Genomic DNA, 24,999 nt, shown 5'->3' with positions numbered 1-24,999 from the left:
CTGGTGCGTTCGACGGCGTCACAAGCCACCGTAGCGGCGCTGCCGCTGGCCAAACGCTTCGATGGCCGCCGCGAGGTCGTCAGCGCCGAAATCGGGCCATAGCGTGTCGACGAACAGCAGTTCGGCGTAGGCTGCTTGCCATAGCAGGAAATTGGACAGGCGGTGCTCGCCCGACGTGCGGATCATCAGATCGAGCGGCGGCAACTCGCGCGTCTCCAGCTCGCGCTCGATCGACCCGACATCAATCGCGGTGGGGTCGAGCACCCCGGCTTGCGCCTGCGCAGCCAGTGTCTGGGCGGCGCGTACCAGTTCGGCCTGTGCGCCGTAGTTGAGCGCGATCGCGAGGATCGGTCCGTTGTTGCCCGCCGTCCGCGCAAGTGCATCATCGATCAGCGCGACGACATCGACCGAGAACCGGGCGTAATCGCCCAACACGCGCAGCCGCACGTTCTCGCGGATCAGTTCGGCAAGGTCATTGCGGATGAAGAACTTAAGCAGACCCATTAGGTCGCTCACCTCCTCCGCCGGTCGCCGCCAGTTTTCCGACGAGAAGGCGTAGAGCGTCAGCGCCTCGATCCCCATCGCGCGTGCCGCACGCGTGACGCGGCGCACCGCTTCCACTCCGGCCTTGTGCCCGGCGGCGCGCGGCAGCAGCCGCTTCTTCGCCCAGCGACCGTTGCCGTCCATGATGATCGCCACGTGGCGCGGCACGGCACCGCCCGCGGTCTGTGGCCGCGCTGCGGTCGCCATCAGCATTCCCCCCTATGCCGATGCAGGCTCACTTGCCGAGAATTTCCTTTTCCTTCGCGGCCGACACGCTGTCGATGTCAGCGGTGGTGGCGTCGGTCAACTTCTGCACCTCGCCTTCCAGCCGCTTGCGCTCGTCCTCCGAGAACACGCCCTTCTTTTCGTCGGTCTTGAGCGCGTCCATGCCGTCACGACGCACGTTGCGTACCGCGATCTTGGCCTTTTCCGAATATTGCCCCGCGAGCTTGGCGAGCTCCTTGCGGCGCTCCTCGGTCAAGTCAGGGATCGGCAGGCGCAAATTCTGTCCGTCGTTGATGGGGTTGAGCCCGAGGCCGGCGGAGCGGATCGCCTTCTCAACCGGACCGACGTTGGTCTTGTCCCATACCTGGACCGATATCATCCGCGGCTCGGGCACCGACACGGTCGCGACCTGGTTGAGCGGCATCTTGGCACCGTACACCTCGACCGTCACGGGATCGAGCAGCGACGTCGATGCACGACCGGTGCGAAGCCCGCCCAGATCTCCCTTCAGCGACTCCACCGCGCCGTTCATGCGACGCTCGATATCGGCCTTGTCATACGCGGGCATGGCTTACTTCTCCGTAGTGGACTGAACGATCGTCGACACACCCTGACCGTGCAGCACGGCGGCGAAATTGCCGTGCTCGCGGATGTTGAACACGACGATCGGAATGTTGGAGTCGCGGCACAGCGCGACCGCGCTCGCGTCCATGACGCGCAGGTTCTTCGACAGCACCTCGTCATAGCCGATCGTGTCGTAACGCCTCGCGGTCGCCACCTTTTTCGGGTCGGCATCGTAAACGCCGTCGACGCTGGTGCCCTTGAACAGCGCATCGCAGTTCATCTCGGCCGCGCGCAGCGCAGCACCGCTGTCGGTGGTGAAGAACGGCGACCCGACACCCGCGGCAAAAATCACCACGCGCCCCTTTTCCAGGTGCCGCATCGCGCGGCGGCGGACGAACGGCTCGCACACCGACTGCATCGGAATGGCGGACTGCACGCGCGTATCGACGCCGATCTGCTCCAGCGCGTTCTGCACCGCCAGCGCGTTCATGACGGTCGCGAGCATTCCCATATAGTCGCCGGTCGCGCGCTCCATGCCGCGCGCCGCGCCCGAAATGCCGCGGAAGATGTTGCCGCCACCGACGACGACGCATAGCTCAAACCCCTGCGCCTTCACGTCGGCGATCTCTTCCGCGACGCGCGCGGTGACGGTGGGATCGATCGCGAGGCCACCCTCTCCCATCAAAACTTCGCCGGACAATTTCAGCAGGATACGGTTGTAGCGCGGTTTGGTCATCGATTCCGAATGGCTTGGGGAAAGGCTGGAGGACCTTAGAGGTCAGGTCGGGGCGGAGCAACCCGCCCCATACGCAAACCGCCGCCCCGGTAGGTACCGAAGCGGCGGCTTGTCATGCCTGATCGGCGTGTCAGGCGTTCTGCGGAACGCCCGATGCAGCAGCAACTTCGGCAGCGAAGTCTGACTGCTCCTTCTCGATACCCTCACCCAGCTGGAAGCGGACGTAGTCGACCAGCTTGATCTCGGCGCCGGCATCCTTGCCTGCCTTGGCGACGACGTCGCTGATCTTGGTCTTGCCGTCCATGACGAACAGCTGGCTGACCAGCGCGTGCTCCTTGCGATACTTGGCGATCGAGCCTTCGACCATCTTGGCGATGATGTCGGCGGGCTTGCCGCTTTCCCCGGCCTTCTCGGTCGCGATCGCGCGCTCACGCTCGATCTCGGCCTCGTCGAGGTCACCCTCGTTGAGTGCCTTCGGGAAGGCTGCCGCGATGTGCATGGCCAGGCTCTTGCCGAGCGACTGAAGCGCCTCATCGTTCGCCGCGCTCTCGAGCGCGACCAGCACGCCGATCTTGCCCAAACCCGGCGACTGCTGATTGTGAACGTAGGCGACGACCGCGCCCTGCGACACTTCGAGCTTGCGTGCGCGGCGGATCGACTGGTGCTCGCCGATCGTGGCGACGTTGTTGGTGAGCGCCTCGGCGACCGTGGTGCCCGACGGCATCGACGCGGCCTTGATCGCCTCGACATCGTCACCGGTGTTGAGCGCGATCTGCGTCACTTCGCGCACAAACGCCTGGAACTGGTCGTTCTTGGCGACGAAGTCGGTCTCCGAGTTAACCTCGACCGCCGCGCCCTTGGTGCCCGAAACGGCGACGCCGACCAGACCCTCGGCCGCAGTGCGGCTCGACTTCTTCTGTGCGGCGGCAAGGCCCTTGGTGCGCAGCCAGTCGAGCGCGGCGTCCATGTCGCCGGCGGTCTCGTTCAGCGCCTTCTTGCAGTCCATCATTCCCGCGCCGCTCTTCTCGCGCAGGTCCTTCACCATCGAAGCGGTGATGTCGGCCATCGTTCTGGTCCCTCAGATGTGATTAGATCGCTCAGGCGCCCGGCACGGTGCCGCGGGCAGTCGAGCGATGAAACAAATGGAGGCCACCATGTAGGCAGCCTCCATGACAATTGCACGTCACCGCGAAGGCGGTACCGCGTCGACGATTACGCCTGCGCGTTCGCCGCCATGACGTTGCCCTCGGCGTTCGCGTCGGTATCGATCGGGGCATCGGCGGCCTGGATCGCTTCCTCCGAGGGCGGCTCGATCATCGCGCCGAGGTCGGCACCGCTGCGCGCCTGCTGCTGCTGATTGCCGCGCGTCGCCGCGATCGCGATCGCCTCGCAGTACAGACGGATCGCGCGCGCCGCGTCGTCGTTCGCCGGAACCGGGAACGCGATGCCGTCGGGCGAAACGTTCGAATCGAGGATGCCGACGACCGGGATACCCAGCGTGTTGGCTTCCTTGATCGCCAGCTCTTCCTTGTTGGCGTCGATCACGAACATGACGTCGGGCACGCCGCCCATGTCGCGGATGCCGCCCAGCGACATCTCGAGCTTGTCGCGCTCACGCGTCAGCTGCAGCACTTCCTTCTTGGTCAGGCCGTGCGTGTCACCCGACAGCTGCTCCTCAAGGGCCTTCAGGCGCTTAATCGAGTTGGAGATCGTCTTCCAGTTGGTGAGCATGCCGCCCAGCCAGCGATGGTTGACGAAGTGCTGGCCTGCGCGACGCGCCGCTTCAGCGATCGGCTCCTGCGCCTGGCGCTTCGTACCGACGAACAGGACCTTGCCGCCCGCCGCAACCGTCGACGAGACGAATTCGAGCGCGCGCGCGAACAGCGGCACGGTCTGCGACAGGTCGATGATGTGCACGCCGTTGCGGTCGCCGAAGATGTAGGGCTTCATCTTCGGGTTCCAGCGATGCGTCTGGTGGCCGAAGTGCGCGCCGGTTTCGATAAGCTGCTGCATGCTGACGACAGGTGCCGCCATAACGTTATTCCTTCCGGTTAAGCCGCTGGGAAGCGAGTGACGCGTGCAGGCTAGAAGCCCGGCGCACCGGTTGTTGATGCTTCCCATGTGGGATTGAGGGGGCGGCGCTTAGCGTCGATTGCTCGATCTGACAAGCTGCGAATGCCACTTGACGGCGGAACGTAAGCGGAACATACAGAGGAACAGAACACGAACTCACCCGTTAAGTCGCTAAGTCGCTCTTTTTTCGTCCGAATTGGTCTTAGTGGCGGGAACCGAAGTTCGTTGAGGGATGTTGGCGGACGTTGGGTTCGCATAGGCTAAGGAAGCGAACATGCTGATCGTGCTTGATGTTCTGGTGTTCGGAGGCGCCACTGTCGGCGCTCTTTACGCTCTCGGTTCGACGCTCGCGCCGAACGCCGGGCGCATCATGGATGCGTTGTCTGGCCGGCCGGAGCAGCGGTTCGAGCCACTCGCGACGCTTGTTCGTGCCGAAAACCGCATCGCGGTCAGGCGCTGGTCGGCATCGTCGGTTCGTCCGCAGTCACGCTTCCGCGAAGCCGCTTGACCCGTGCATAGCTCGCGATGCTGAACGGTAGCGCGAGCAGATAAGCGACACACAGGGTCGAGATCGTCTCCCATGGAGCCGAGATAGCAGCGGCACCGACAACGACGACGAGGGCGATCGCCTCGAAGCGAACGTTGCGACGCAGCCGCAGTGACGACCAGGAAAAGGTTGCCACGCTGGAGACCATCAGAAGCGCTACGAACACGGTCCACGGCGCGACAAGGTACGGCGACCGAAAGATCGGTTCCTCTGTCGCGAACCACAGGAACATCGGCAGCAGCGACAGTCCCGCACCGGCAGGTGCTGGTGCCCCCGTCAGGAAGCCGGCGGATTTGTGCGGCTGATCGTCGGCGTCGATCGCGGCGTTGAAGCGGGCGAGACGCAGCGCGCAGAATACCGCGAGCATGAGTGACGCAGTCCATCCGAACCGCGGCAGTGTCGAGAGCGACCAGAGATACAGGATCAGCGCGGGCGATACGCCGAACGAAATCGCGTCGCTGAGTGAGTCAAGTTCTGCGCCGAAACGACTCTCGCCGTGCAGCATGCGGGCGACACGCCCGTCCAGTCCGTCGAGCACGCCGGCGAGTAGCACCATCACCACCGCCATCGCCCAGTTCTGCTGAATGGCGAAACGGATGCCCGACAGTCCCGAACAGAGCGCGAGTGCGGTGACGGCGTTGGGTGCGACCGCGCGGAGCGGCAGCCCACGCGGACGACGAAGCGGGCGAGCGGCGCGCACGATTACTGCGCGATCCCGCGAACGGGTGTGCCGTCAAAGCGGCCAAGGATCGTTTCACCCGCGATCGCACGCTGGCCGAGTGCGACCTGGGGAATGCAACCCTCAGGCAGGAAAACGTCGACGCGGCTGCCGAACCGGATCAGGCCGACGCGCTGCCCGACCGCCACGATGTCGCCGACCTTGACGAAGCCGACAATGCGGCGTGCAACCAGACCCGCGATCTGGGTGAAGCCGATGCGGCGACCGTCGTGTCCCTCGACGACGAAATGCTGGCGCTCGTTCTCGTCCGATGCCTTGTCTAGGTCCGCATTCAGAAACTTGCCCGAGATATAAACGACCTGTCGGATCGTGCCCGCGATCGGCGTGCGATTGATGTGCACGTCGAATACCGACATGAACACCGATACGCGCACCATCGGCTCGGCACCCAGGTCGCCGACCAGTTCGCGCGGCACCGGCACGCGCTCGATCATCGTGATCAGCCCATCTGCGGGCGAGACGACCAGATCGTCGCCGATCGGCGTGGTGCGCACCGGATCCCGGAAGAAGGCCGCGACCCACAAGGTCACGCCGAGCAGCGGCCAGAACAGCACCTTGGTCACGATCGTTGCGAGCAGCGTGATACCGAACGCGATGGCGGTAAATTTCTGCCCCTCGGGGTGAACGGCGGGAAAGCGCCACTTGACCGTGGACGTGCCCACCGGGGGCTTTTGCAGCGATGACATGGGTGCGGGTCTATCGTCGGTGAACCGCCCTGACAACGCGCCGCGTCGTTCCGGCCGCTTTTCGTGTCGTTATGCGGCGCGCGGGTGCGCTGCGCTTGATCGCGGCCCCTGCCCTTTCTATGCGCTGCCGCAACCCCTCCCAACTCGGAAGTGAGAACATGGCCAAGATCAAGGTGAAGACGCCCGTCGTGGAGATCGACGGCGACGAGATGACGCGGATCATCTGGAAGTGGATCCGCGAGCGCCTGATCAAGCCGTATCTCGACATCGAGCTCGACTATTACGACCTTGGCATCGAGCACCGCGACGCGACCGACGATCAGGTCACGGTCGACAGCGCCGAGGCGACCAAGAAGTACGGCGTCGCGGTCAAGTGCGCGACGATCACGCCCGACGAGGCGCGCGTCGAGGAGTTTGGCCTCAAAAAGATGTGGCGCTCGCCCAATGGCACGATCCGCAACATCCTGGGCGGCGTGATCTTCCGCGAGCCGATCGTGATCAAGAACGTTCCTCGCCTGATCCCGGGCTGGACACACCCGATCGTCGTTGGCCGCCACGCGTTCGGCGACCAGTACAAGGCGACCGACTTCGTCGTGCCGGGCGCGGGCAAGCTGACGATGAAGTGGCAGGGCACCGACGGTCAGGTGATCGAGCGCGAGGTGTTCGACTTCCCCGAAGGCGGCGTCGCGATGGGGATGTACAATCTCGACCAGTCGATCCGCGATTTCGCGCGTGCGAGCATGAACTACTCGCTCGGCCGCGGCTGGCCGCTGTACCTGTCGACCAAGAACACGATCCTCAAGGCCTATGACGGTCGCTTCAAGGACCTGTTCGCCGAGATCTTCGAGGCCGAGTTCAAGGACGAGTTCGCGGCCAAGGGAATCGTCTACGAGCACCGCCTGATCGACGACATGGTCGCCTCGGCGCTGAAGTGGAACGGCGAGTTCGTGTGGGCGTGCAAGAACTACGACGGCGACGTGCAGTCGGACCAGGTCGCGCAAGGCTTCGGCTCGCTCGGCCTGATGACCTCGGTGCTGATGACGCCGGACGGCAAGACGATCGAGGCCGAGGCCGCGCACGGCACCGTGACGCGTCACTATCGCCAGCACCAGCAGGGCAAGGCGACCTCGACCAACCCGATCGCGTCGATCTTTGCCTGGACCGGTGGCCTCAAGTATCGCGGCCAGTTCGACGGCACCCCCGACGTGACCCGCTTCGCCGAGACGCTGGAGCAGGTCTGCATCGAGACGGTCGAGAACGGCGACATGACCAAGGACCTCGCGATCCTGATCGGCCCCGATCAGAAGTGGATGACGACCGAGCAGTTCTTCGAGGCCGTGCGTCAGAACCTCGAAAACAAAATGGCGAGCTGGGCGTAAGATCCGGTCAGCGGCGGCGGAGTTCGACCACGAGCCCGCCGTCGCCTTTCAGTATCTGAGTGGCGCCGACGGCGAGCATAACTGTCTGGCGGAGTTCGATCGTGCTGGTTCCGCCACAGCCTGCGTCGCTTGGCCGGGTCCAGCGCGCCTCGACCGAGAAAAGATCGGCGGCCATGTCGCTGCGCGCCGAGCGGCGAAGCGTCACGCTCGCCTCGCGCTGTGATGCGTTGAACGGCAGATCGATTTGTCCGCACGACGACACGACCGCCTCGCTCTGGCTCTGCCGCCATGATGCGCCGCGGCCGCCATCGACCAGCATTCTTACGAACTACTGCAGTAACAGCGCTAATCCGCCAGACCGGTCGTCCGTGTCGGTTGGCAATGCCGGCCATCTCCGCCAAGGTGTCGTCAATGGCAATTGGATTGGAAAACGCTGGCTTCTCGGACGCGCTGGTTGTGCTGGGCGCGGCGGGGCTGGTCATTCCCGCATTCGCCCGGTTCCGCATCAGTCCGGTGATCGGCTTTATCCTTGTCGGTGCGCTGGTCGGGCCGGCGGGGCTCGGCTCGCTGACGAAGTCATTCCCGTGGCTCTACTACGTTACCATCTCGGACCCCGACGCGATCGAGCCGTTCGCCGAGTTCGGGATCGTGTTGCTGCTGTTCTCGATTGGGCTCGAGTTGTCGTTCCGCCGCTTGTGGACGATGCGACAGGCGGTGTTCGGGACCGGCGCAGCGCAATTGCTGGGTTCGGCGGCGCTGATTGCGGCGGGTCTGCACCTGCTGGGGCAACCGTGGGCGGGGGCCGCCGGTCTGGGGTTGGCGCTGTCGCTATCCTCGACCGCGCTGGTGCTGCCGCTGGTCGGAACGTCGAGCCCGGTCGGGCGCGGCGCATTTGCGATGCTGCTGTTCGAGGACCTGGCGTTGGTCCCGATCATCTTCGCGCTGGGCGCGATGGCGCCGACGGCGGGTGACGACGGCTGGGCCGGCATTGCCGGCGTGGCGCTGCGCGGTGGGCTCACCGTGGTCGCGATCTACGGTGGCGGGCGCTACTTCCTGCCGCGGCTGTTCGCGCAGGCTGCGCGCACGAAGAGCCCCGAACTGTTCCTCGCCGCTTCGCTGCTGGTCGTGATCGTCGCGAGCGTGGCGACGACGGCGGCCGGGCTGTCGCCGATCGTCGGCGCGCTGCTGGCAGGGCTTTTGATCGCTGAGACCGAGTACCACTCCGAGGTGGAGGTCATCACCAAGCCGTTTCGGGGACTGGCGCTCGGCGTGTTCCTGATCACGGTTGGTATGAGCGTCGACCTGCGCCTCATCCTCGCCAACTGGCCGTCACTGCTGCTCGCGGTCGCGGGTGTGGTGTTGACCAAGGCGGTCGTGACCGGGCTGTTGCTGCGCGTGTTCAACGCGCGGCGCGGGGTCGCGGCAGAAACCGGGCTGCTGATGGGCAGTCCGTCGGAAACGACGCTGATCGTGCTGGCGACTGCGGCGCAGGCGCGGCTGATCCTGCCGTCGACCGCGACCTTCTGGCAGACGGTGACCGCAATCGGGCTGACCATCACGCCACTGCTCGCCGCCCTGGGCCGCGCGATCTCGCACCGGATCGAGCATCGTGCGCCGCTGGAGGACGTGCCCGCCGACGACAGCGGACGAACGATCATCATCGGCTTCGGCCGGGTCGGCGAGCTCGTCGCCGACATGCTGTCGCGGCACGATCGAGCCTATGTCGCAATCGAGGCGGACATCGACGCGGTCACCCGCGCCCGCGCTGCCGGACACAATGTTGTCTTCGGCGACATCGTGCGGCGCGAGCTGGTCGACCGGCTGGATCTCGCATCGGCGCGCGCATTGATTTTGACGATGGACGATCCGGTTTTGACGGTGCGGCTAACGCGGCAGGTGCGGGCGCAATTTCCCGAGCTGCCGATCATCGCGCGCGCGCGTGATCCGCGCCATGCAGCGGAGCTCTACCGGGCAGGCGTGACCGACGCGGTGCCCGAAACGCTGGAGAGTTCGCTGCAATTGTCCGAGGCGGTGCTGGTCGAGCTGGGTGCGGCGATGGGTCCCGTGATCGCGTCAATACACGAGAAGCGCGAAGAGCTGCGCAACGACATTCGCGCCGAGGCAAGGATGTCGCGCGAGCCGCGCATTCGGCGCATCCGCAGCCGTGGAGAGATCGAGGCCGCCGGCACGAACTGACGCCAGCGTGACTCTTTCCCGATGCATCTTCCGGCGCTCACGTCACGTTTATGCCGGAAACTTACCCTAGGTGCGTGATTGATGAGGCCTTCCGACCTTCGCGTCGCATTGTTCAGCGGCAACTACAATTACGTGCGCGATGGTGCGAACCAGGCGCAGAATCTGCTGGTCGGCTATTTGCTTTCGCAGGGCGTCAAGGTCCGCGTTTACTCCCCTACCTCTCCCACACCGGCGTTCGCGCCGCGCGGCGATCTGATCGACGTACCCGCAATCCCGTTTCCGGGCCGCGGCGAGTATAAACTGGGTCGGTCGTTGCCCGCCGCGCCACGCCGCGATCTGGAGACGTTTGCGCCAAATCTCGTTCACGTATCGGCACCCGAGTTTCTCGGACATGCGGCCGTGACCTGGGCCCGGGCGCACGATGTTCCCGTCGTCGCGGCGGTCCACACGCGTTTCGAGACCTATTTCGATTATTATCGGCTAGGCTTCATCCAGCCGGCGATCCGCTGGATCCTCAAGCGCTTCTACAATCGTGCCGACCGCGTGCTCGTGCCGACGCCATCGATGGGCGAGATCATTCGCGAACTCGGCGTCGACACACCGATCTCGCTCTGGCCGCGCGGGGTCAATCATCAACGCTTCTCGCCCGAACGCCGCAGCCTCGAGTGGCGCCGATCGCTGGGGATCGCTGACCATGAGGTCGCGATCGGCTTTCTCGGGCGCTTGGTGCTCGAGAAGGGACTGGGCGTGTTCGCTGACGTGATCGCGGCGCTGCGTGAACGCGGCGTGCGTCACCGCGTGATCGTCGTCGGCGAGGGGCCCGCCCGCGATTGGTTCGCCGGACGCGCACCGGAGGCTGCGTTCGCGGGGTTCCAGAGCGGCGACGACCTGGGTCGCGCGGTCGCGTCGATGGACGTCCTGTTCAATCCGAGTGTCACAGAAACCTGGGGCCAGGTAACCTCGGAGGCAATGGCGGCGGGCGTTCCGGTGGTGGCGGCGCGCGCGACCGGCGCGGTCGATCTGGTGCAGGACGGCGTCACCGGCTTCCTCGTCACGCCGCAGCAGATCGACGGCTATGCCGAGGCGATCGCGCGGCTGATCCGCGATCCCGACCTTCGTGCACGGGCGGGTGCTGCGAGCTACGCCCGCGCCGCCGGATTCCAATGGGAGACGGCCAACGCGCAAGTACTGGCGGCTTATACCGAGGTGATGCGCGCGCGCGCGTCCACTTAAGCGTCGCGCTCCTGCCAGTCGAACGTCAGCGGCGCCTCGCGAAAGGCGAAGCGATCGAGATGGCTCGCCACCACGTCGCGCATGCGCGCGCTATCCTCGCCAGCGGGTACGCGCAGGAGCAGGTCGAGTGTGTCATCGCTCGCGCGCATCTCCAGACGGCTCCCGTTCGGAAAGGTGATGACGCCCTCCTCTTCGGAGAAGGTGACCGTCATCTTATGACTCCAATGTTTGGCGAGCTGCTGGAGATAGCGACTCGCCGACTGGGTCGGCACGCGTGCGACGGACAGATGGTCGGTCATTACTTCAGCCTCTCGATCTTCTGCGCCAGTTCGTCGATCATCGCCGCTACTTCGTGCAAGCGCTCCTGCTGCACCTCGCCCGACGCGAATGTGTGGCTTAGCGCGACCTTCAGATTGCCCATTGCGCGGCGGATCGGTGCCGCGTCGACGCGTTCGCGGTGTGCGGCCAGCTCGCGCAACCGCTCCATCAGCGCGGCGACTTCCTCGGCGCGCTCGGTCAGGTGCTGCACGCCCTCGTCGGTGATCGCGAAGCGCTTCTTCGCGCCAACGGATTGCTGTTCCGCGATCAGCCCCATCTCATCGAGCAACGTCAGCGTCGGATAGACCAAGCCGGGGCTCGGCACATAGGCCCCCGCGGTCATCGCCTCAATCTCGCGGATCAGATCATAGCCGTGGCGCGCCCGCTCGGCGATCAACTTGAGCAGCACGAGGCGCAATTCGCTGCCGTCGAACATGCGCGCGCGTCGCCCGCCGCGTGGTTGCTCGCTGGAAACAAACCAGTCGCCCCCGAACGGTCCTCGCCTGCCGCCACGCGGACCCTGCATCGCCATGGATGCCATCCTCGCGGCCAGGTGCGCCTCCAAGCCGTGCCGATGGTAAACGCAATCGTTCATATGATGTCTCATTAAAACTGCTTTGCTAATCCAAGGATATATCTAGGATGCGTTTTATCAAGAGCGATCTAGATATATCTTTACACGCGGCATGACGTGCCGTGCGCCACGGAGTAGAACGGGGCGATGGCCGACCTTTTCGCCGGGCTGGAGCCCACCGCGCCCTCTCTCCCGCCACTCGACGCCCCACTCGCCGACCGCCTGCGGCCGCGCACGCTCGTCGAGGTCGTCGGGCAGGAGCATCTGACCGGCGCCGACGGTGCGATCGGCCGAATGGTGGCGGCCGGGCGATTGTCGTCGATGATCCTGTGGGGACCACCGGGCACGGGCAAGACGACGATCGCGCGGCTGCTTGCCGATGCAGTAGGCTTGCGCTTCGCCCCTATCTCCGCCGTGTTCTCGGGCGTCGCCGATCTAAAAAGGGTCTTCTCCGAGGCACGCGATCACGCACGACTGGGAAGGCGGACGCTGCTGTTCGTCGACGAGATCCACCGCTTCAATCGTGCGCAGCAGGACGGCTTCTTGCCGTACGTCGAGGACGGGACGGTGACGCTGGTGGGTGCCACGACCGAGAATCCATCGTTCGAGCTGAACGCGGCGCTGCTCAGCCGTGCGCAGGTGTTGATCCTTCACCGGCTCGGATCGGCGGCGCTGGAGGAACTGGTCGCACGCGCCGAGGCGGAGGTCGGACGCGAACTTCCACTCGACAGCGCGGCGCGCGACGCGTTGATCGCCAGTGCGGACGGTGACGGGCGCTTTCTGCTCAACCAGGTCGAGACGTTGTTCTCGGTCGCGCTTGACCAGCCGCTCGATCCGACAGGCCTGTCAGCCTTCCTGCAGCGCCGCGTGGCCGTCTACGACAAGGATCGCGAGGGTCACTACAACCTGATCAGCGCATTGCATAAAGCGATCCGTGGCTCCGACGCGAATGCCGCACTCTATTATCTCGCGCGTATGCTGACCGCGGGCGAAGAGCCGCTCTACCTGCTCAGGCGACTGACGCGGGCTGCGGTGGAGGACATCGGCCTCGCCGACCCGCAGGCGCTGCAGCAATGCCTTGCGGCAAAGGAAGCATATGACTTTCTAGGTAGTCCCGAGGGCGAGTTGGCGATCGCGCAGGCATGCGTGTACCTCGCGACTGCGCCCAAATCGAACGCGGTCTATGCCGCGCAGAAGGGCGCGTGGCGTAGCGCGCGTGAAACGGGATCGCTGATGCCGCCGGCCAACATCCTGAACGCACCGACCAAGCTGATGCGCGACATCGGCTATGGCAAGGGATATGAGTACGACCATGACGCCGAGGACGCATTCTCCGGCGCGAACTACTGGCCCGACGAGCTTCCGCCACAACGCTTTTACCAGCCAACCGAGCGCGGGTTCGAGAAGCGGATTGCCGAGCGAATGGCTTGGTGGGATGAACGGCGCCATGCTCAACCGCCGCGCGACTAGCCTCATCCTCCCCGCTCTGCTTGCCGTTATCGTGACAAGCGGTCCGGCCCCGGCGCAAGCGCCCGCGCCACGGCAGACGGACCAACGCTACGTACGTGCGATCGCCGCGGGGTATAAGGCGGCGACGATCTGCGGCGGCATCTTCAACGCCGGACGCAGCCAGGCCGCTGTCGAGGCACTGGAACTGCGCGGCATCTATCCCGAATATGACGCGCTGGTGCCGACGCTGAGCGCGACGGTTGATCGCTCCACTGCTCGCGTGACGGTGCCGTTCGCGCCCGACCTGCCGGCGCGGCAGGCGACGTGGCAGCGTGGCCGTGGTTGCACGCTGGCGCCGATCGGGGCGGTGTCGCGGGCGGTCGCGACGACCTACGCCCGCGCACCGGCGCCTGCCTCGGCCGATCCGCGGCAATGGCCGATGGGCGATGCTGGCATCAGCCCGGCCCCATCACCTGCACTGGCCAGCGTCGTTGCGCGCGCCTTCTCCGATTATGGCCGGGGCAGCCAGACAGTCGGTGTGGTCGTGCTGCGCGACGGCAAGATAGTAGCTGAGCGTTACCGCGACGGCTTCGGTCCGTTCGTCGCCAATCGGACGTGGTCGGTTGCGAAGAGCATCAGCGGGACGCTGGTCGGGATGGCCGGCGTGAACCCGGATCAGCCAGCCAAGGTACCCGAATGGCGTAGCGGCGATCCTCGCAGCAGCATCAAACTCGACGACCTGCTTCGCATGGCTTCCGGCCTGCACAGCGACACGGCGGGCAACCGAACCGACGCGATCTACTTCGGCGGTACAACCGTGACCGAGCAGGCGTCGTCATGGCCGCTCGAGGCACGGCCGGGTACCCGCTTTCGCTACGCCAACAACGATATTCTGCTGGCAGTCCGCAGCCTTCGCGTCTCACTTGGTGACGCGGCCTACGACCGCTTTCCGCAACGCCTCTTCACGATGCTCGGCATGACGCACACGGTCGCGCAGCAGGACTGGCAGGGCAATTACATCCTGTCGTCCGACGTGTGGTCGACCGCACGCGATCTCGCGCGACTGGGGCAGTTCTGGCTGCAGGATGGCGTGTGGGCGGGCAAGCGCATGCTTCCTGCGGGTTGGCTGCGCTACATGACGACGCCGTCCGGTCCGCAGCCAGAGCGTGCCGAGGGCTATGGCGCGACGATGTGGCTGTTCGGCGCGAAGCAGGGTCTGCCCGCCGGCAGCTACGCGGCGCAGGGAAACCGCGGGCAATATGTGATGGTGATCCCGGCCGAGAAGCTGGTGGTGGTGCGTCGTGGCGAGGATCCGGCGGGAAGCAGCTTCGACATCGCGCGCTTCGCCGCGAACGTGCTTGCCGCGCAGCACTGATCGCCCGCGAACCCCATGATCGTCACGCCGCGCTTCCGGCATTTCGCCGGGGTCGATTGGTCGGGGGCGGTCGGCGAGCGGCAGAAAGGCATCCGGGTTGCGTTGTGCGCGATCGGCCACGCGGCACCCGTGCTGGTACGGCCGGATCACGTCTGGTCGCGCGCGGAGGTGCTTGCCTGGATCATGCACGATCTGCCGCCCGACACGCTTGTCGGGCTCGACCTCGGAACCGCGCTGCCCTTTTTCGATCGCGGCGCCTATTTCCCCGAGTGGACGCAGAGCCCAGCGGACGCGCGCGCTTTATGGGCGTTGGTAGACCGCATCTGCGCCGACGATCCGCACCTCTCCGCAACCAGCTTCGTCGACCACCCCGACGCGTCGCGCCACTTTCGTCGGCACGGTGGGCGTGCCGGTGACCTGTTTCCACCCGGCCGCGGGCGCTGGCGATTGGCCGAACATGCTCAGGCGGCGCTGGGGCTGAACCCGGTCAGCAACCTCAACCTCGTAGGCGCAGCGCAGGTCGGCAAGTCGAGCCTGACCGGCATGCGGATGTTGCATCGGCTGAGCGGCACCGTCTCGATCTGGCCGTTCGATCACGATCCCGGCCACGGCAACCTGCTGCTCGAAATATACACCACCCTTGCCGCGCGAGAAGCAGGGGTGCCAGCCGGACGGAGCAAGCTGCGTGATACCGCCGCGTTGAACGAGGCGCTCGCTGCACTGGGAAGCGCGCCGGTTTGCGAGAAAGGCTGGATTGACGATCACAGCAGCGATGCGCTGCTCAGCGCCGCTTGGCTGCGCGTCGCCGCACTTCGTAGCGAGCTATGGCATCCGCCAGCGCTCACGCCCGAGGTTGCACGGATCGAAGGCTGGACCTTCGGCGCGCCGTAAAGGGGCTGGACGTCGGAGCGCGGGTGACGCATGGCGGCGCACACGACGTGCCGGTTTAGCTCAGCTGGTAGAGCAGCGGTTTTGTAAACCGAAGGTCGCGGGTTCGATTCCTGCAACCGGCACCACGTTTTCCGCGGATTTCCGCCACTTCTGACCTGATCCGAAAGCGCAGAACGCGCGATCTGCATCGGTCTCCATCGACACACAAAGCGGCACACTATGTACCACGTCTGTTCTCAGACGTGCGCTGCCGCGCGCCTCCGTAGGCTCCCTCACCCACCGCAACCTTCCGCGTGATCTAGCGCCGGCCGAGCAAGGACGTTTCGGCCGACGCTTTCGCGCGCCCATCGAACTTCCGCCACGGGGGCCGGAACGATGCCGCTTACCCAGCAGCCATCCGCTGCAATTACCGCTCGCCAGACACGTCAGATCATGAAGGGGTTCGCCGCCCAGCTCAGCGGCCGCGCCGTACGCGGCGCCGATCGCAAGGTGCGTCGAGGCAGCTACGACGTCGACGATCGCCGCGCGCGAGTCTCGCGCCCGATCGGCGACGGTACGACGGCCGGCGCGCTAGGCTGGATCGACTGCCTGCTGAAGGTGGTGTCCGAATGGGACGATAGCGAACGGCGTAAAGGCGGTGCCCGCCCGCTAGGTCTGCATGGCATGCGTGTGCTCGAGGCCTTGCTCGGCCGTCGTGGCGGAGTCGGCATAGACTTCCGCACCGGCTGCATAGAGCCCGCACTCGACACGATCGCGAAGGCCGCCGACGTCAGCCGCACGACGGTGGTGCGGGCACTGAACACGCTCAAGCGGATCAAGGTGCTCGACTGGGTGCGGCGCACGCAGCGCACCGGGAAGGATGGCCTTTTCGGGCCGCAGCGCGAGCAGGTGTCGAACAGCTACGCCTTCACGCCTGAGGCCTTCCCTGCCCGGCTGCTACGGCGGTTCCGCGACCTGCTGGCCCGAAAGCGCCTGGCGCGGCAGAACACGCCCAGCGGGGCCCTACGGCCTCCTGTCGAGCCATCCTGTCCCGAGATGCGCGCCGCCCTCGCTCGGATGGAAGCGACGATCGCCTTCCGCTCCGAAGGCCAGAACGCGAGTACACCATGCGGTCAGTATCACCGCTCAGGGGTTGAAGGATAAAAGGAATGGCCTCGTTTGGACGAGGCCATGCGCAGATTTGATCACCCCCAACCCGGCACCGTCACCCGCCTGACCACTCAACCGCCAAGATCCGGCTGTTGAGCGTGGCGGCTTGCGCCGCCCCGGTGCTCGGCGAGGGGGTGGAGCAGGAACCGTGCCGAACCGTCGCGCGCGTAGCGCGCAATGAAGCCGGGCAACGCGCGATCTGAGCAGCTCGATCAAGCCGAACTTTTTACTCCGAAACACGTCGCGTTGCGCATGGACCCACTGCGCGGTGTCCAGCACCGCAGCTGCCCCACTATCGCCCCCCCCCGGGGGGTCAGGCGGCCTCGGCCGAGCCCTCGTCGACGTCGGCCGCGATCGGCGCACCGGCGAGCAGCGCCGCCCAAGCGTCGAACAGGCGACGACGCGGGCCCAGGTAGGCCGCGCGATTGTACGCGCCCTCGACCTTGCGATTGATGGTGCTGGCCTCCAACTTGTCGCCGGCGTGCGCGTGACCGAGCGCGCGATCGATCGCTGCCCGCTCGGCCGGCATTCGCTCGTTGAGGATGGTCGAGAAACTGGCGCGACAGCCGTGCGGCACGTGTCGGCCGCCGAACCCCGCGCGCTTGTAGAGCGCGCCGATCGCGCCCTCCGCGACGTCGCCGAAGATCAGCTCGTCGCCGCGATCATGCATATTTGCATCACCACGATGCATATTCGCTGCGCGCAGCACGTCCACCGCGGCCGAGCTGAGCGGCACCAGGTGATCGTTGCGGGTCTCGGCCTTCTCCGCGACCTTCAGCTTCATGCGTTCGGCCGGCACGCGCCACAGTGGCGCCGCGCCGTCCAGATCCTCGATCTCGCGCCAGCGCGCGCCACGCACCGCCGCCAGGCGCACCGCGGTCAGCATCAGGAACGCGGCCGCGTTCTTCGTCGCCGGCGCTGCGTCCAGCTGGTCGACCGCGGCGACCAGGGCGCGCACTTCGTCGAGCTCGGTCAGCGCTGGCTGAGGCCGCACCGGCGGCGGGGGCAGCAGCGCGTCGGTGATGACGGCCGCGGGATCGCGCTCGGCCCAGCCCTGCGCGATCGCGTGCTTGAACACGCCGGAGATCCGCTGCCGGACGCGCCGCGCGGTCTCGAGGCGGCCACGCTGCTCGAGCGTGCGCAGCGCGCTCAGCACGACCGGCGTCGTAATTGCCTCGATCGGCATGGCACCGATCGCCGGGAAGATGTCGCGCTCCAGGCTCGCCATTACGTCGACCCCGTGCGTCGCCGACCAGCGCGCTCTGCGCTGTTCGAACCAGTCGCGCGATACATACTCGAAAGCACGAACTTTCGTCGCTTCGTCGCCGACGCACTCGCGGGGATCATCGCCGCGGGCGAGCTGCGCGCGCGCCTGGTCGGCGCGCTGGCGCGCAACGTCCAGCGAGATCTCCGGCCACTGGCCGAACGTCAGAAGCTGCTCCTTGCCCTGCCAGCGAAATCGCATTCGGAAAGAGCGTCGGCCGTTCGGCGCAATGTAGAGGTGCAGGCCGCCGGCGTCGGCGAGTTTGTAGCCAGCCGCGCGCGGCCGCGCGGCTTTCACCGCGGCGTTCGTCAACATTGCTTACACCTTTCTACTTGGTCCGGATGATGGATGTACAAAGGAGGCAGAACCACGATACGAAGGTGCCGCGAACTTTGCTAACGGTTGGGAGGCCCGCAATGTCGTTGGCTGGGTCGCCTCAGGGCGACAATGCAGGTAGAAGGCGGGGCGCGATACATAGGTATGTAGAGCAGCGGCCGTTGCTGCACTTCGTTGTGTCAGAAGCACAAGCTGGTGCGGCAGCCTACTCGGTATATCTGATGTTCGTTTTTTTAAGTTACCTAACGGAAAAGACTGGCGAGCACTTCCATCTTCAAGACCCAGGTCCAGCCAAGCTCTTAGAAGTTATACTTGCTTGGGCAGGCGCAATAAGCGGCAGCGTGACCTTTTCTACGATCACGTTTTGGAGCGTCGTCCGCCTCTGGACCCGGTATGCCAAGGAGAGTCGGCCATGATATCGCGCGCCGCTTCGGGCCCATTTGGCAACGAGAAGCAGTTCTCGAGACTACGTCGAACGTTTCTTCCTGGTGGATCCGGAGAGCGAGCTGTCTTCGGCTATATGTTTCGTGTTCTTGTCGCCTTAGCCGCCGCAGTAGTGCCCGGCTCATTAATTTTTATTTGGGCTGCATTCACTGGGTGGGAGTTAAGCCCCTCGATGATCGTATGCTACTGCGTGGCTGCGGCAAGCATCGTATTTGCTGGTGAAGGGTTGCGATTAGCCGTTTATGAGCGGCAATATAGCAAGCCAAAAAAGCGCCCTGTAGATTTAAGCCGTCGCTTCGACGCGAAACTGCTTTTGTCGATTGTTTCTGATTACAAGCTTACCTACCGCCTGAATAAGCGCTTGCTTGACCTGTACATCGCGACGATTGCCTTAACAGCGCTTGCACCGCTGTTTCTCGTTATCGCTTTGCTGATCAAATTTGACTCTCGCGGGCCTGTATTCTTCCGTCAAAAGCGGTTTGGTTTTCGCGGAGATGTATTCACTCTGGTCAAATTCCGAACAATGCATGTCACTTCCGACGGCGAGACAAGAAGATTAACGCGTGTGGGTCAGTTTCTGCGCACCAGTAGCATAGACGAGCTGCCTCAATTATTCGCCGTACTTAAAGGCGACATGTCGTTAGTCGGCCCTCGTCCGGGCGATATCCCCCGAGTAGTTGGCGAAGAGGTAAACGGCGAGGGTGAAAGAACTCACGACCTGCTAACTGTGGTCAAACCAGGCATCACCGGCATACCAATTGATCCCGAGGCTTATTTCTTAGATCCCTCGATAGGACGCGACTTCGCCGTAATGTGGTACATCCTCAAAAGGATCTTGAAGGACGAACCTTCGTAACCCCTTTGCGGCGGAGGAACCCTCCGCCGCGGTCACGCAAATGCGTCAATTTTTACATGTCGGTACCCGCACCTGACGCGTCGAATACCCTTATCCCGCGATCGGCGGATGTCCGCTCCTGGGTGGAGAGCGGACAGTCGCGGGATCGCATGATCGGGGTCCACTAGCGCCAGAAGCAGACCTGTGCCGGGCTAATCAGGCGGGGAAATGAATTCCGCACAGTTTGTTGCCATCGGGGTCACGAAAATAGGCCAATTCAATGGTCCCCATCGAGGCGGTTTCTCGGGGTCCGGGCGGAGCTTCGATCGAGGTTCCGCCAGCGGAAACGGCGGTGTCATGAAGCAGCTTCACTTGCTCGGGCGAGTCGCAGGAAAAGGCGACGGTGCTGCCGTTAGCAACACTTGCTGGTTCGTCGTTGATCGGCTGGCTGACGATGAAGTTGGTGCCGCTGCCGTTGTTGTAAATCAAACGTGTATGGCCGCTGTCGGCGATATTTCGCGTCCCTTCCCCTGCACCCAAGGTGCCGAGCACCGTATCGTAGAAGCGCTTGGAGCGTTCGATGTCGTTCGATCCGACCATGGTATGAAAAAGCACGCATTCTCTCCTGACGGCTGATCGCATCCGATCGCCACTGGCTACGTCACGTAACCCGCGCACAACCCGCGGTCACCCCCAAGCCGTTGGATTGTCGGCTGTTAGGCGATGCGGACATTCGTTGCGGCGGAGAACCCCTCCGCCTTGAACACGCAAATGCGTCGGTCGTTAATGGCCGATACCCACTCGCAGCACGCTCGATACCCTTGCCTGATGATCCCAAGAATGTTTGCCCGCTTACTAGCCGCTGCTTTTGTGCGTGCCCTACGCTGCGCCGGACAGATGCTGGAATAATATCGAGCCGCCGATCGCGACGAGGACGAAACCGCCTAGGATGCCGGCGTAGCGGCCGAGATACGGGCCGACATGCCGGCCGAGGATCATACCGCTTGTCGCGACTACCGTCGTGATCCCGCCGATTACCGCGCAGGCTATCCAAAGGTTCACATCCATGAGCGCAAGCGACACCCCAACGGCTGCGGCGTCTATGCTGGTCGCGATCGCAGTCGCAGCCAGACGCCAAAACCCCGGGCGTGAGTGCGCGTCCGAGGCGACTGCGTCGTCGTTCTTGAGCGCATCGCGGATCATATAGGCGCCGACTGCCAAGAGGAGACCGAAGGCCACCCAGTGATCGTAGCTCGCAATCCAGTCGTTCAGTAGATAGCCGAGCAGGTAGCCGATCGCCGGCGTCAGTGCCTCGAAGAAGCCGAAAACAACGCCGACCCGCATCGCGTCCGACCATCGACTGCGCTGCTCTGTCGCTCCCTTTCCGAGCGATGCGGCGAACGCGTCAACAGACAGGCTGGCGCCAAGCGCGCCAAGCGTCAAAATTCCAGTCATGTAACATCACTCAGGGCCTGACAAACAACGACGAGCCCACCTCCGGCCACGTAGAGGCGACACGTCGTTGGTCTTGCCGGGCAAGCCTGGCGGCTTGCTGTCCACGCCACGACGGTAATCCGAAGACACCGGCGATCATGTTGACGAGAACCCCGCGCAGCGGGTGGCTACTCCCCAAGAACGACCTGACCTTTAACGACCAGAGCTAATCGGATCAATACCGTCTGATTTCTTCAAAGCCACTTTTCGAGTTTAAGCAGACATCCGAAGCGGCGGACAGCCCCTCCGCCGCGCCCTTTTGTGTGATCCTGAAAAGTACCCGCAAAGTCGGGTGCGATACCCGACCCTGCAGGCGCTCGATTAGGCGCGATTGCGGATGATCAGCTCGGTCACCTTCCTGGCGCGATCGCGCGTCCTGGTCGACAGCGTCCAGGTGGTCTCGACTTCCTGGATCTCGAAGGCGGCGAACGTATCGCGGATGAAAGGCGTGTCGTTGATCGACATGACGAAGGCGCCGGCGATGCCGGCGAGCTGCTCGGCCATCGCGACGTAATCGTCGCGGCCGAAGCCGGTGCCGTAGCCGCAGGTCTCGTCATAGGGCGGGTCGAGGTAGAACAGCGCGCCGGCGCTATCGTAGCGGCGGATCACGTCCTGGTACGGCAGCTGCTCGATCGTCACCGCCTGCAGCCGCTGCGACAGCTTCCTCAGATCGGCGCGGATCGTGGCGGCGTTGATGCGTGACGACTGATCCTTGCGAACGCCGAACACGCGCTTTGTGACGTGACCGCCGAAGGCGAGCCGCTGCAGGTAGAGGAAGCGGACGGCGCGCTCGATGTCGGTCAGCGTGGTCGCGTCGACGCGCTTCTGCCGCTCGAATTCATCGCGGCTGGCGAGCAGGTAGGAGAATTCGTCGACGAACGGCTGGTAGTGCCGGCGCACGACGCGGAACAGGTTGGCGACGTCGCCCGACAGGTCGTTGATGATCTCGGCCGCCGGCGCGCGGCCGCGGCGCAGGAACACGCCGCCCATGCCGACGAACGGCTCTATGTAGACGCGGTGCGGGATCGTCTCGATCAGCGCGCACAGGCGCTTGGCGAGGTTGCGCTTGCCGCCAAGGTAGGCGGCGGGCGGGTTGGCAGCGATGACGGGGTGCATGGTGGCTCAGCTCTTCGGTGAGAAGCACGTCGGCTACGCGCGCTGAGATTGCCGCCGATCGTGTCGATCGACGTGCCCGGTATGATGGTGGTGGTGGATCCGCGCCGCAGCGCCGGATGGTGGTGGCTTCGGGGATACGCGAGGGAGGCGCCCTGGCCTGCCATCTGGTACCGGGTGGTTAGCCGCGCAGCACAGGCGACTGCGCCCCGCGTATTCCCCGAAGGTCTTTCATTCCGCAGGCCACCCGGCATAGCCGGTCGGCCTGTGACCGCGCGCGCGGGCCCACCTCTGCGGCTAAGCTCGGGAGGGCTCGGCCGATATGGCAGGCGCGCCCGCGCGCGTCGAGATCAGTCGCGCAGCGCGGCGTGCAGCGCGACCAGCTGCGCCTCGACGCTGGCGATCGCCGCGGTGCGGTCGACCGGGCCTGACGCTGCGCGCGCGGCATCGAGCCCGAAGCCGATCAGCGCAAGGATCACGCGCACGCGGCACGCCTTCTCGGCCGGGAGCAGCGGCATCGCGCGATCGGCGGCAGCCTGCAGGTGCGAGTAGGCTGCGCCGGCGCGATCGAGCGGGGTCACGCCGGGCGCGGCGATCGCCGCGCACGCGCCCAGGCTGGCGAGCGCCGCGCCGGCGCCGACCAGGCGCGCAAGGCCGCGACGCATCAGCGCGCGACCCGGCACTTGGCGCGGTCGACGTTGCCGATGCGGTGCGCGATCCAGCCTCGGTGGAACGCGCCGAGCTGCGTGTACACCCGCACAAGGCGGTCGTACTCCGCGCGCTGCTTTGCATCGAGGCTGTCGAGCATCGACACGCACAGCGGCGCGGCGCCGAGGCGCTGCTGGCAGCTGGTGTAGGCAGCGGTTGTCGCCGGCCCGACGCGGCCGTCCACGACCAGGCGCGCGCCGCACAGCTCGTTGATCGACAGCTGGAAGAAGCGGCCGGGGCGCGCCGGCCCCATGTTGACCGTCGTGTCGAACAGCTCCTGCGTCACCGCGGCGTCGATCAGCACGAGCGGCGCGTAGCCGGGCGCGACCAGGTAGCGGTCGTAGTAGATGCTCTCGGCCACCTCGCGCGGCAGCGTGCGCATGGGGCCGGTGTAGCCGTTCTGGCGTGCGACGGCCGCGGTGATCCCCATGTTGGTCTCACCGCCGGGATCGCGCTTGTCGTTCACGTACCCGCCCTCAAGCGCGATCGTGCTGGCGATGATCGCGGCGATCGCCGCGCCCACGCCAAAGCGCTTCTTCACGGCGCCTTTTGTCGAGCGCAGCAGCGAGGCGATTGACGCGCCCGCCGGCGGGGTGCCGTCGTCGACGTCCTTCTGCGCGACCAGACGTGCGACGATGCCGGCGAGCGACAGGATCAGCCCGAGCTTGGGCGCGCCCGGTACCAGCGCCTGCACCTCGGGCGGCAGCGCCGACCAGATCGCGAGCAGCTGATCGGGCGCGGCGAGCAGCATGGCGAAGATGGCGGCCGCGATCGCGGACACGCGCACGGACCAGAGGCGCGGGGCGCGCCTCCAGCTGGGAATCAGCTGCATTGATGTTCTCCGGTGAAGGTGGCGGCGATCGGCCGCCGGCGATCAGTGGCGCGGTTACTGCGCGTGTTGAGGCTCGACGGTGATCGGCTTCTGCCCCTCGAGGATCCGCACGCGCTCTTTCACGCGCCCCATGTCCGCCTCCATCGCGTCGGCTCGCGCGTCCTGCTTGGCATTGGTCGCCTTGGTGTCGGATAGCTGGACCGAGGCCGAGCCTTGGCTGGCCTGCAGATCGGCAATACCTTTCTGCAGCGCGTCGACGTTCGCCGACATGCGGGTCACGGTGGTGCCGAGCGACGATACGCTGTTGCCGACCCAAAGGCAGAGCGCGAGGATGATTGCGACGATCACGGTCGACGCGTGCTTGGCGAGCCCGCGATCGTCGGGCGGGAGCGTCACCGGCGCGGGCGTGGGTGGGGGCGGCCTGGTCGCGGCGATCAGCGCAGCGAGATCGTCCAGCTCGAGTGAGCGACGGCGGATCATCCGCCCAGGCCTTCAATCTCGGCGTGAGCCGCGGGATGGTAGAACATCGATGTATCTCCGGTGAAAGGGCGCGCGGCTCAGCCGTGCTGCACGTCGACCCACGGCCGACCGTCGCGGATCGCCCACACGCATCCGACCCGGCGCATGTACTGCGCGAGCGTCATGTCGCCCTCGCGCACTGCGGTGACGCCGATGCCAGCGCCGCGCGCGCTCGCGACGAGGTAGACCGCGACGCCGTCGGCGAGCGCCGCTTCGCAGGCAGCGTGCGTGTCCGTGTCGACGTTGACCGGCACCTGACCGCTGAAGGCGATCCGATCGACGCAAGTGCGCGCCTTCTCAAGCTCAGCCTCCCAGATCGGGAGCGCGATCTGGTACGCCTCGGTCGCGGCCGACCATTCAGCGTGAGCGGCATCCGACTCTGCCCGAGCCCTATGATAACGCTCGACCTCGTCACGCCATGCCGCGCGTGCTTGCTCGGCCGCTTCATCCTCACCAGTCGGCCTCGGCCCCGGCGCGATCGGCGCTGTCGGCTCGGCGCCCGGTTCCTCCGGCTTAGGCGGCAGGTGCGCAGCCCAAGTGTCGCCACCCACCAGCGACGGGTCGGTTGACTTGACGACGTATCGCAGCGCGTCCGCCCACGTGCGGGTCAGCCTGCCCTCACGATCAACGCCGCACACGTCGCCTTTCAAGATGGCGCCGCACCCGGCCGCCTTGGTCATGTACTCGGCGTAATCGGCGCCTGACGCATTCACCGTGCCGCCCGCGTTGATCGAGCGACCCGTTGCCGCACTGGCGTTCAGCTTGAGGTTGGCGCGG

Annotated in this window: 26 protein-coding genes, 1 tRNA gene and 1 pseudogene; 10 read left to right on the top strand and 18 right to left on the bottom strand. The window is 65.4% G+C overall.

Annotated elements, in window-relative coordinates:
• Window positions 1-18: 18 nt before the first annotated feature.
• From QZ847_RS10600 to rpsB, 5 genes are all read right to left on the bottom strand, one after another.
• Entirely contained in the window at window positions 19-756 is a 738-nt protein-coding gene (locus tag QZ847_RS10600; RefSeq protein ID WP_294356348.1) for an isoprenyl transferase, read from the bottom strand.
• Window positions 757-778: 22 nt separating this feature from the next.
• A complete protein-coding gene (frr, locus tag QZ847_RS10595) occupies window positions 779-1,336 on the bottom strand; it encodes a ribosome recycling factor (protein WP_019514832.1) in 558 nt (185 codons plus the stop codon).
• 3 nt (window positions 1,337-1,339) lie between these two features.
• Window positions 1,340-2,068, bottom strand: a complete 729-nt coding sequence (gene pyrH / locus QZ847_RS10590) for a UMP kinase (RefSeq protein WP_294191660.1) — start codon at window positions 2,066-2,068, stop codon at window positions 1,340-1,342.
• Window positions 2,069-2,198: 130 nt separating this feature from the next.
• A complete protein-coding gene (gene tsf / locus QZ847_RS10585) occupies window positions 2,199-3,134 on the bottom strand; it encodes a translation elongation factor Ts (protein WP_294191662.1) in 936 nt (311 codons plus the stop codon).
• A 146-nt stretch (window positions 3,135-3,280) separates the two neighbouring features.
• Entirely contained in the window at window positions 3,281-4,102 is an 822-nt protein-coding gene (rpsB, locus tag QZ847_RS10580) for a 30S ribosomal protein S2 (protein WP_294356346.1), read from the bottom strand.
• Window positions 4,103-4,415: 313 nt separating this feature from the next.
• Here rpsB and QZ847_RS10575 point away from each other — a divergent pair, with 313 nt between their 5' ends.
• A complete protein-coding gene (locus QZ847_RS10575) occupies window positions 4,416-4,649 on the top strand; it encodes a hypothetical protein (RefSeq protein WP_294356345.1) in 234 nt (77 codons plus the stop codon).
• On the opposite strand, the gene QZ847_RS10570 is transcribed toward QZ847_RS10575, so the two are convergent.
• Both QZ847_RS10570 and QZ847_RS10565 read right to left on the bottom strand, forming a co-directional pair.
• Window positions 4,591-5,388 carry a phosphatidylcholine/phosphatidylserine synthase gene (locus QZ847_RS10570; RefSeq protein WP_294356343.1) on the bottom strand — a complete coding sequence of 266 codons (798 nt, stop codon included), beginning with the start codon at window positions 5,386-5,388 and terminating at the stop codon, window positions 4,591-4,593. The two genes, QZ847_RS10575 and QZ847_RS10570, sit on opposite strands and share 59 nt — an antisense overlap.
• A 2-nt stretch (window positions 5,389-5,390) precedes the next feature.
• A complete protein-coding gene (locus QZ847_RS10565; RefSeq protein WP_294191672.1) occupies window positions 5,391-6,113 on the bottom strand; it encodes a phosphatidylserine decarboxylase in 723 nt (240 codons plus the stop codon).
• 158 nt (window positions 6,114-6,271) lie between these two features.
• On the opposite strand from QZ847_RS10565, the gene QZ847_RS10560 reads away from it, so the two are divergent.
• The gene (locus QZ847_RS10560; protein WP_294356340.1) at window positions 6,272-7,492 is read left to right on the top strand and encodes an NADP-dependent isocitrate dehydrogenase; all 1,221 of its coding nucleotides are present in this window, start codon (window positions 6,272-6,274) and stop codon (window positions 7,490-7,492) included.
• Window positions 7,493-7,499: 7 nt separating this feature from the next.
• Here QZ847_RS10560 and QZ847_RS10555 read toward each other — a convergent pair whose 3' ends face one another.
• Entirely contained in the window at window positions 7,500-7,811 is a 312-nt protein-coding gene (locus tag QZ847_RS10555; protein ID WP_294356338.1) for a hypothetical protein, read from the bottom strand.
• A 92-nt stretch (window positions 7,812-7,903) separates the two neighbouring features.
• On the opposite strand from QZ847_RS10555, the gene QZ847_RS10550 reads away from it, so the two are divergent.
• Together QZ847_RS10550 and QZ847_RS10545 are read left to right on the top strand one after the other, a co-directional pair.
• The gene (locus tag QZ847_RS10550; protein WP_294356376.1) at window positions 7,904-9,688 is read left to right on the top strand and encodes a cation:proton antiporter; all 1,785 of its coding nucleotides are present in this window, start codon (window positions 7,904-7,906) and stop codon (window positions 9,686-9,688) included.
• A gap of 81 nt (window positions 9,689-9,769) precedes the next feature.
• A complete protein-coding gene (locus tag QZ847_RS10545; RefSeq protein WP_294356336.1) occupies window positions 9,770-10,921 on the top strand; it encodes a glycosyltransferase family 1 protein in 1,152 nt (383 codons plus the stop codon).
• Here the strand turns inward: QZ847_RS10545 and QZ847_RS10540 are convergent.
• Both QZ847_RS10540 and QZ847_RS10535 read right to left on the bottom strand, forming a co-directional pair.
• Complete coding sequence (locus QZ847_RS10540) at window positions 10,918-11,220, bottom strand: DUF2218 domain-containing protein (RefSeq protein ID WP_294356335.1); 303 nt, start codon at window positions 11,218-11,220, stop codon at window positions 10,918-10,920. The two genes, QZ847_RS10545 and QZ847_RS10540, sit on opposite strands and share 4 nt — an antisense overlap.
• Window positions 11,220-11,765, bottom strand: coding sequence for a PadR family transcriptional regulator (locus QZ847_RS10535; RefSeq protein WP_294356374.1), 546 nt, complete (start codon window positions 11,763-11,765; stop codon window positions 11,220-11,222). Before QZ847_RS10535 ends, QZ847_RS10540 begins: the two co-directional genes overlap by 1 nt.
• A 195-nt stretch (window positions 11,766-11,960) precedes the next feature.
• Here QZ847_RS10535 and QZ847_RS10530 point away from each other — a divergent pair, with 195 nt between their 5' ends.
• From QZ847_RS10530 to QZ847_RS10510, 5 genes are all read left to right on the top strand, one after another.
• On the top strand, window positions 11,961-13,283 hold the full coding sequence (locus QZ847_RS10530) for a replication-associated recombination protein A (RefSeq protein WP_294356333.1): 1,323 nt from the start codon (window positions 11,961-11,963) through the stop codon (window positions 13,281-13,283).
• Window positions 13,249-14,637, top strand: a complete 1,389-nt coding sequence (locus tag QZ847_RS10525) for a serine hydrolase (RefSeq protein ID WP_294356331.1) — start codon at window positions 13,249-13,251, stop codon at window positions 14,635-14,637. Before QZ847_RS10530 ends, QZ847_RS10525 begins: the two co-directional genes overlap by 35 nt.
• Window positions 14,638-14,652: 15 nt before the next feature.
• Window positions 14,653-15,528 (top strand): hypothetical protein, encoded by an 876-nt coding sequence (locus QZ847_RS10520; RefSeq protein ID WP_294356329.1) that lies wholly within the window; start codon window positions 14,653-14,655, stop codon window positions 15,526-15,528.
• 49 nt (window positions 15,529-15,577) lie between these two features.
• Window positions 15,578-15,653 (top strand) — tRNA-Thr (locus QZ847_RS10515).
• A 250-nt stretch (window positions 15,654-15,903) separates the two neighbouring features.
• Window positions 15,904-16,671 carry a hypothetical protein gene (locus tag QZ847_RS10510; protein WP_294356326.1) on the top strand — a complete coding sequence of 256 codons (768 nt, stop codon included), beginning with the start codon at window positions 15,904-15,906 and terminating at the stop codon, window positions 16,669-16,671.
• A 319-nt stretch (window positions 16,672-16,990) separates the two neighbouring features.
• On the opposite strand, the gene QZ847_RS10505 is transcribed toward QZ847_RS10510, so the two are convergent.
• The gene (locus QZ847_RS10505) at window positions 16,991-18,256 is read right to left on the bottom strand and encodes an integrase arm-type DNA-binding domain-containing protein (RefSeq protein WP_294356324.1); all 1,266 of its coding nucleotides are present in this window, start codon (window positions 18,254-18,256) and stop codon (window positions 16,991-16,993) included.
• A gap of 433 nt (window positions 18,257-18,689) precedes the next feature.
• Between QZ847_RS10505 and QZ847_RS10500 the strand changes: the two genes are divergently transcribed.
• Window positions 18,690-19,577, top strand: coding sequence for a sugar transferase (locus QZ847_RS10500; RefSeq protein ID WP_366930194.1), 888 nt, complete (start codon window positions 18,690-18,692; stop codon window positions 19,575-19,577).
• A 195-nt stretch (window positions 19,578-19,772) separates the two neighbouring features.
• Here QZ847_RS10500 and QZ847_RS10495 read toward each other — a convergent pair whose 3' ends face one another.
• From QZ847_RS10495 to QZ847_RS10465, 7 genes and pseudogenes are all read right to left on the bottom strand, one after another.
• A complete protein-coding gene (locus tag QZ847_RS10495; RefSeq protein ID WP_294356322.1) occupies window positions 19,773-20,171 on the bottom strand; it encodes a VOC family protein in 399 nt (132 codons plus the stop codon).
• Window positions 20,172-20,435: 264 nt separating this feature from the next.
• On the bottom strand, window positions 20,436-21,011 hold the full coding sequence (locus QZ847_RS10490; RefSeq protein WP_294356320.1) for a manganese efflux pump MntP family protein: 576 nt from the start codon (window positions 21,009-21,011) through the stop codon (window positions 20,436-20,438).
• Between the two features lie 360 nt (window positions 21,012-21,371).
• On the bottom strand, window positions 21,372-22,166 hold the full coding sequence (locus QZ847_RS10485) for a DNA adenine methylase (protein ID WP_294356318.1): 795 nt from the start codon (window positions 22,164-22,166) through the stop codon (window positions 21,372-21,374).
• A gap of 347 nt (window positions 22,167-22,513) precedes the next feature.
• The gene (locus tag QZ847_RS10480) at window positions 22,514-22,828 is read right to left on the bottom strand and encodes a hypothetical protein (protein ID WP_294356316.1); all 315 of its coding nucleotides are present in this window, start codon (window positions 22,826-22,828) and stop codon (window positions 22,514-22,516) included.
• Window positions 22,828-23,652, bottom strand: coding sequence for a glycosyl hydrolase 108 family protein (locus tag QZ847_RS10475; RefSeq protein ID WP_294356314.1), 825 nt, complete (start codon window positions 23,650-23,652; stop codon window positions 22,828-22,830). Before QZ847_RS10475 ends, QZ847_RS10480 begins: the two co-directional genes overlap by 1 nt.
• Before the next feature lie 105 nt (window positions 23,653-23,757).
• On the bottom strand, window positions 23,758-24,183 hold the full coding sequence (locus QZ847_RS10470; RefSeq protein WP_294356312.1) for a hypothetical protein: 426 nt from the start codon (window positions 24,181-24,183) through the stop codon (window positions 23,758-23,760).
• A gap of 77 nt (window positions 24,184-24,260) precedes the next feature.
• Window positions 24,261-24,999: pseudogene (locus QZ847_RS10465) on the bottom strand (hypothetical protein); the annotation flags it as partial.

It is taken from the genome of uncultured Sphingomonas sp. (genome assembly GCF_913778135.1).
In the GTDB taxonomy this organism is placed as follows: domain Bacteria; phylum Pseudomonadota; class Alphaproteobacteria; order Sphingomonadales; family Sphingomonadaceae; genus Sphingomonas.
The sequence above is the reverse complement of the archived record's forward strand: the minus strand, read 5'-3'. Positions and strand labels throughout refer to the sequence as shown.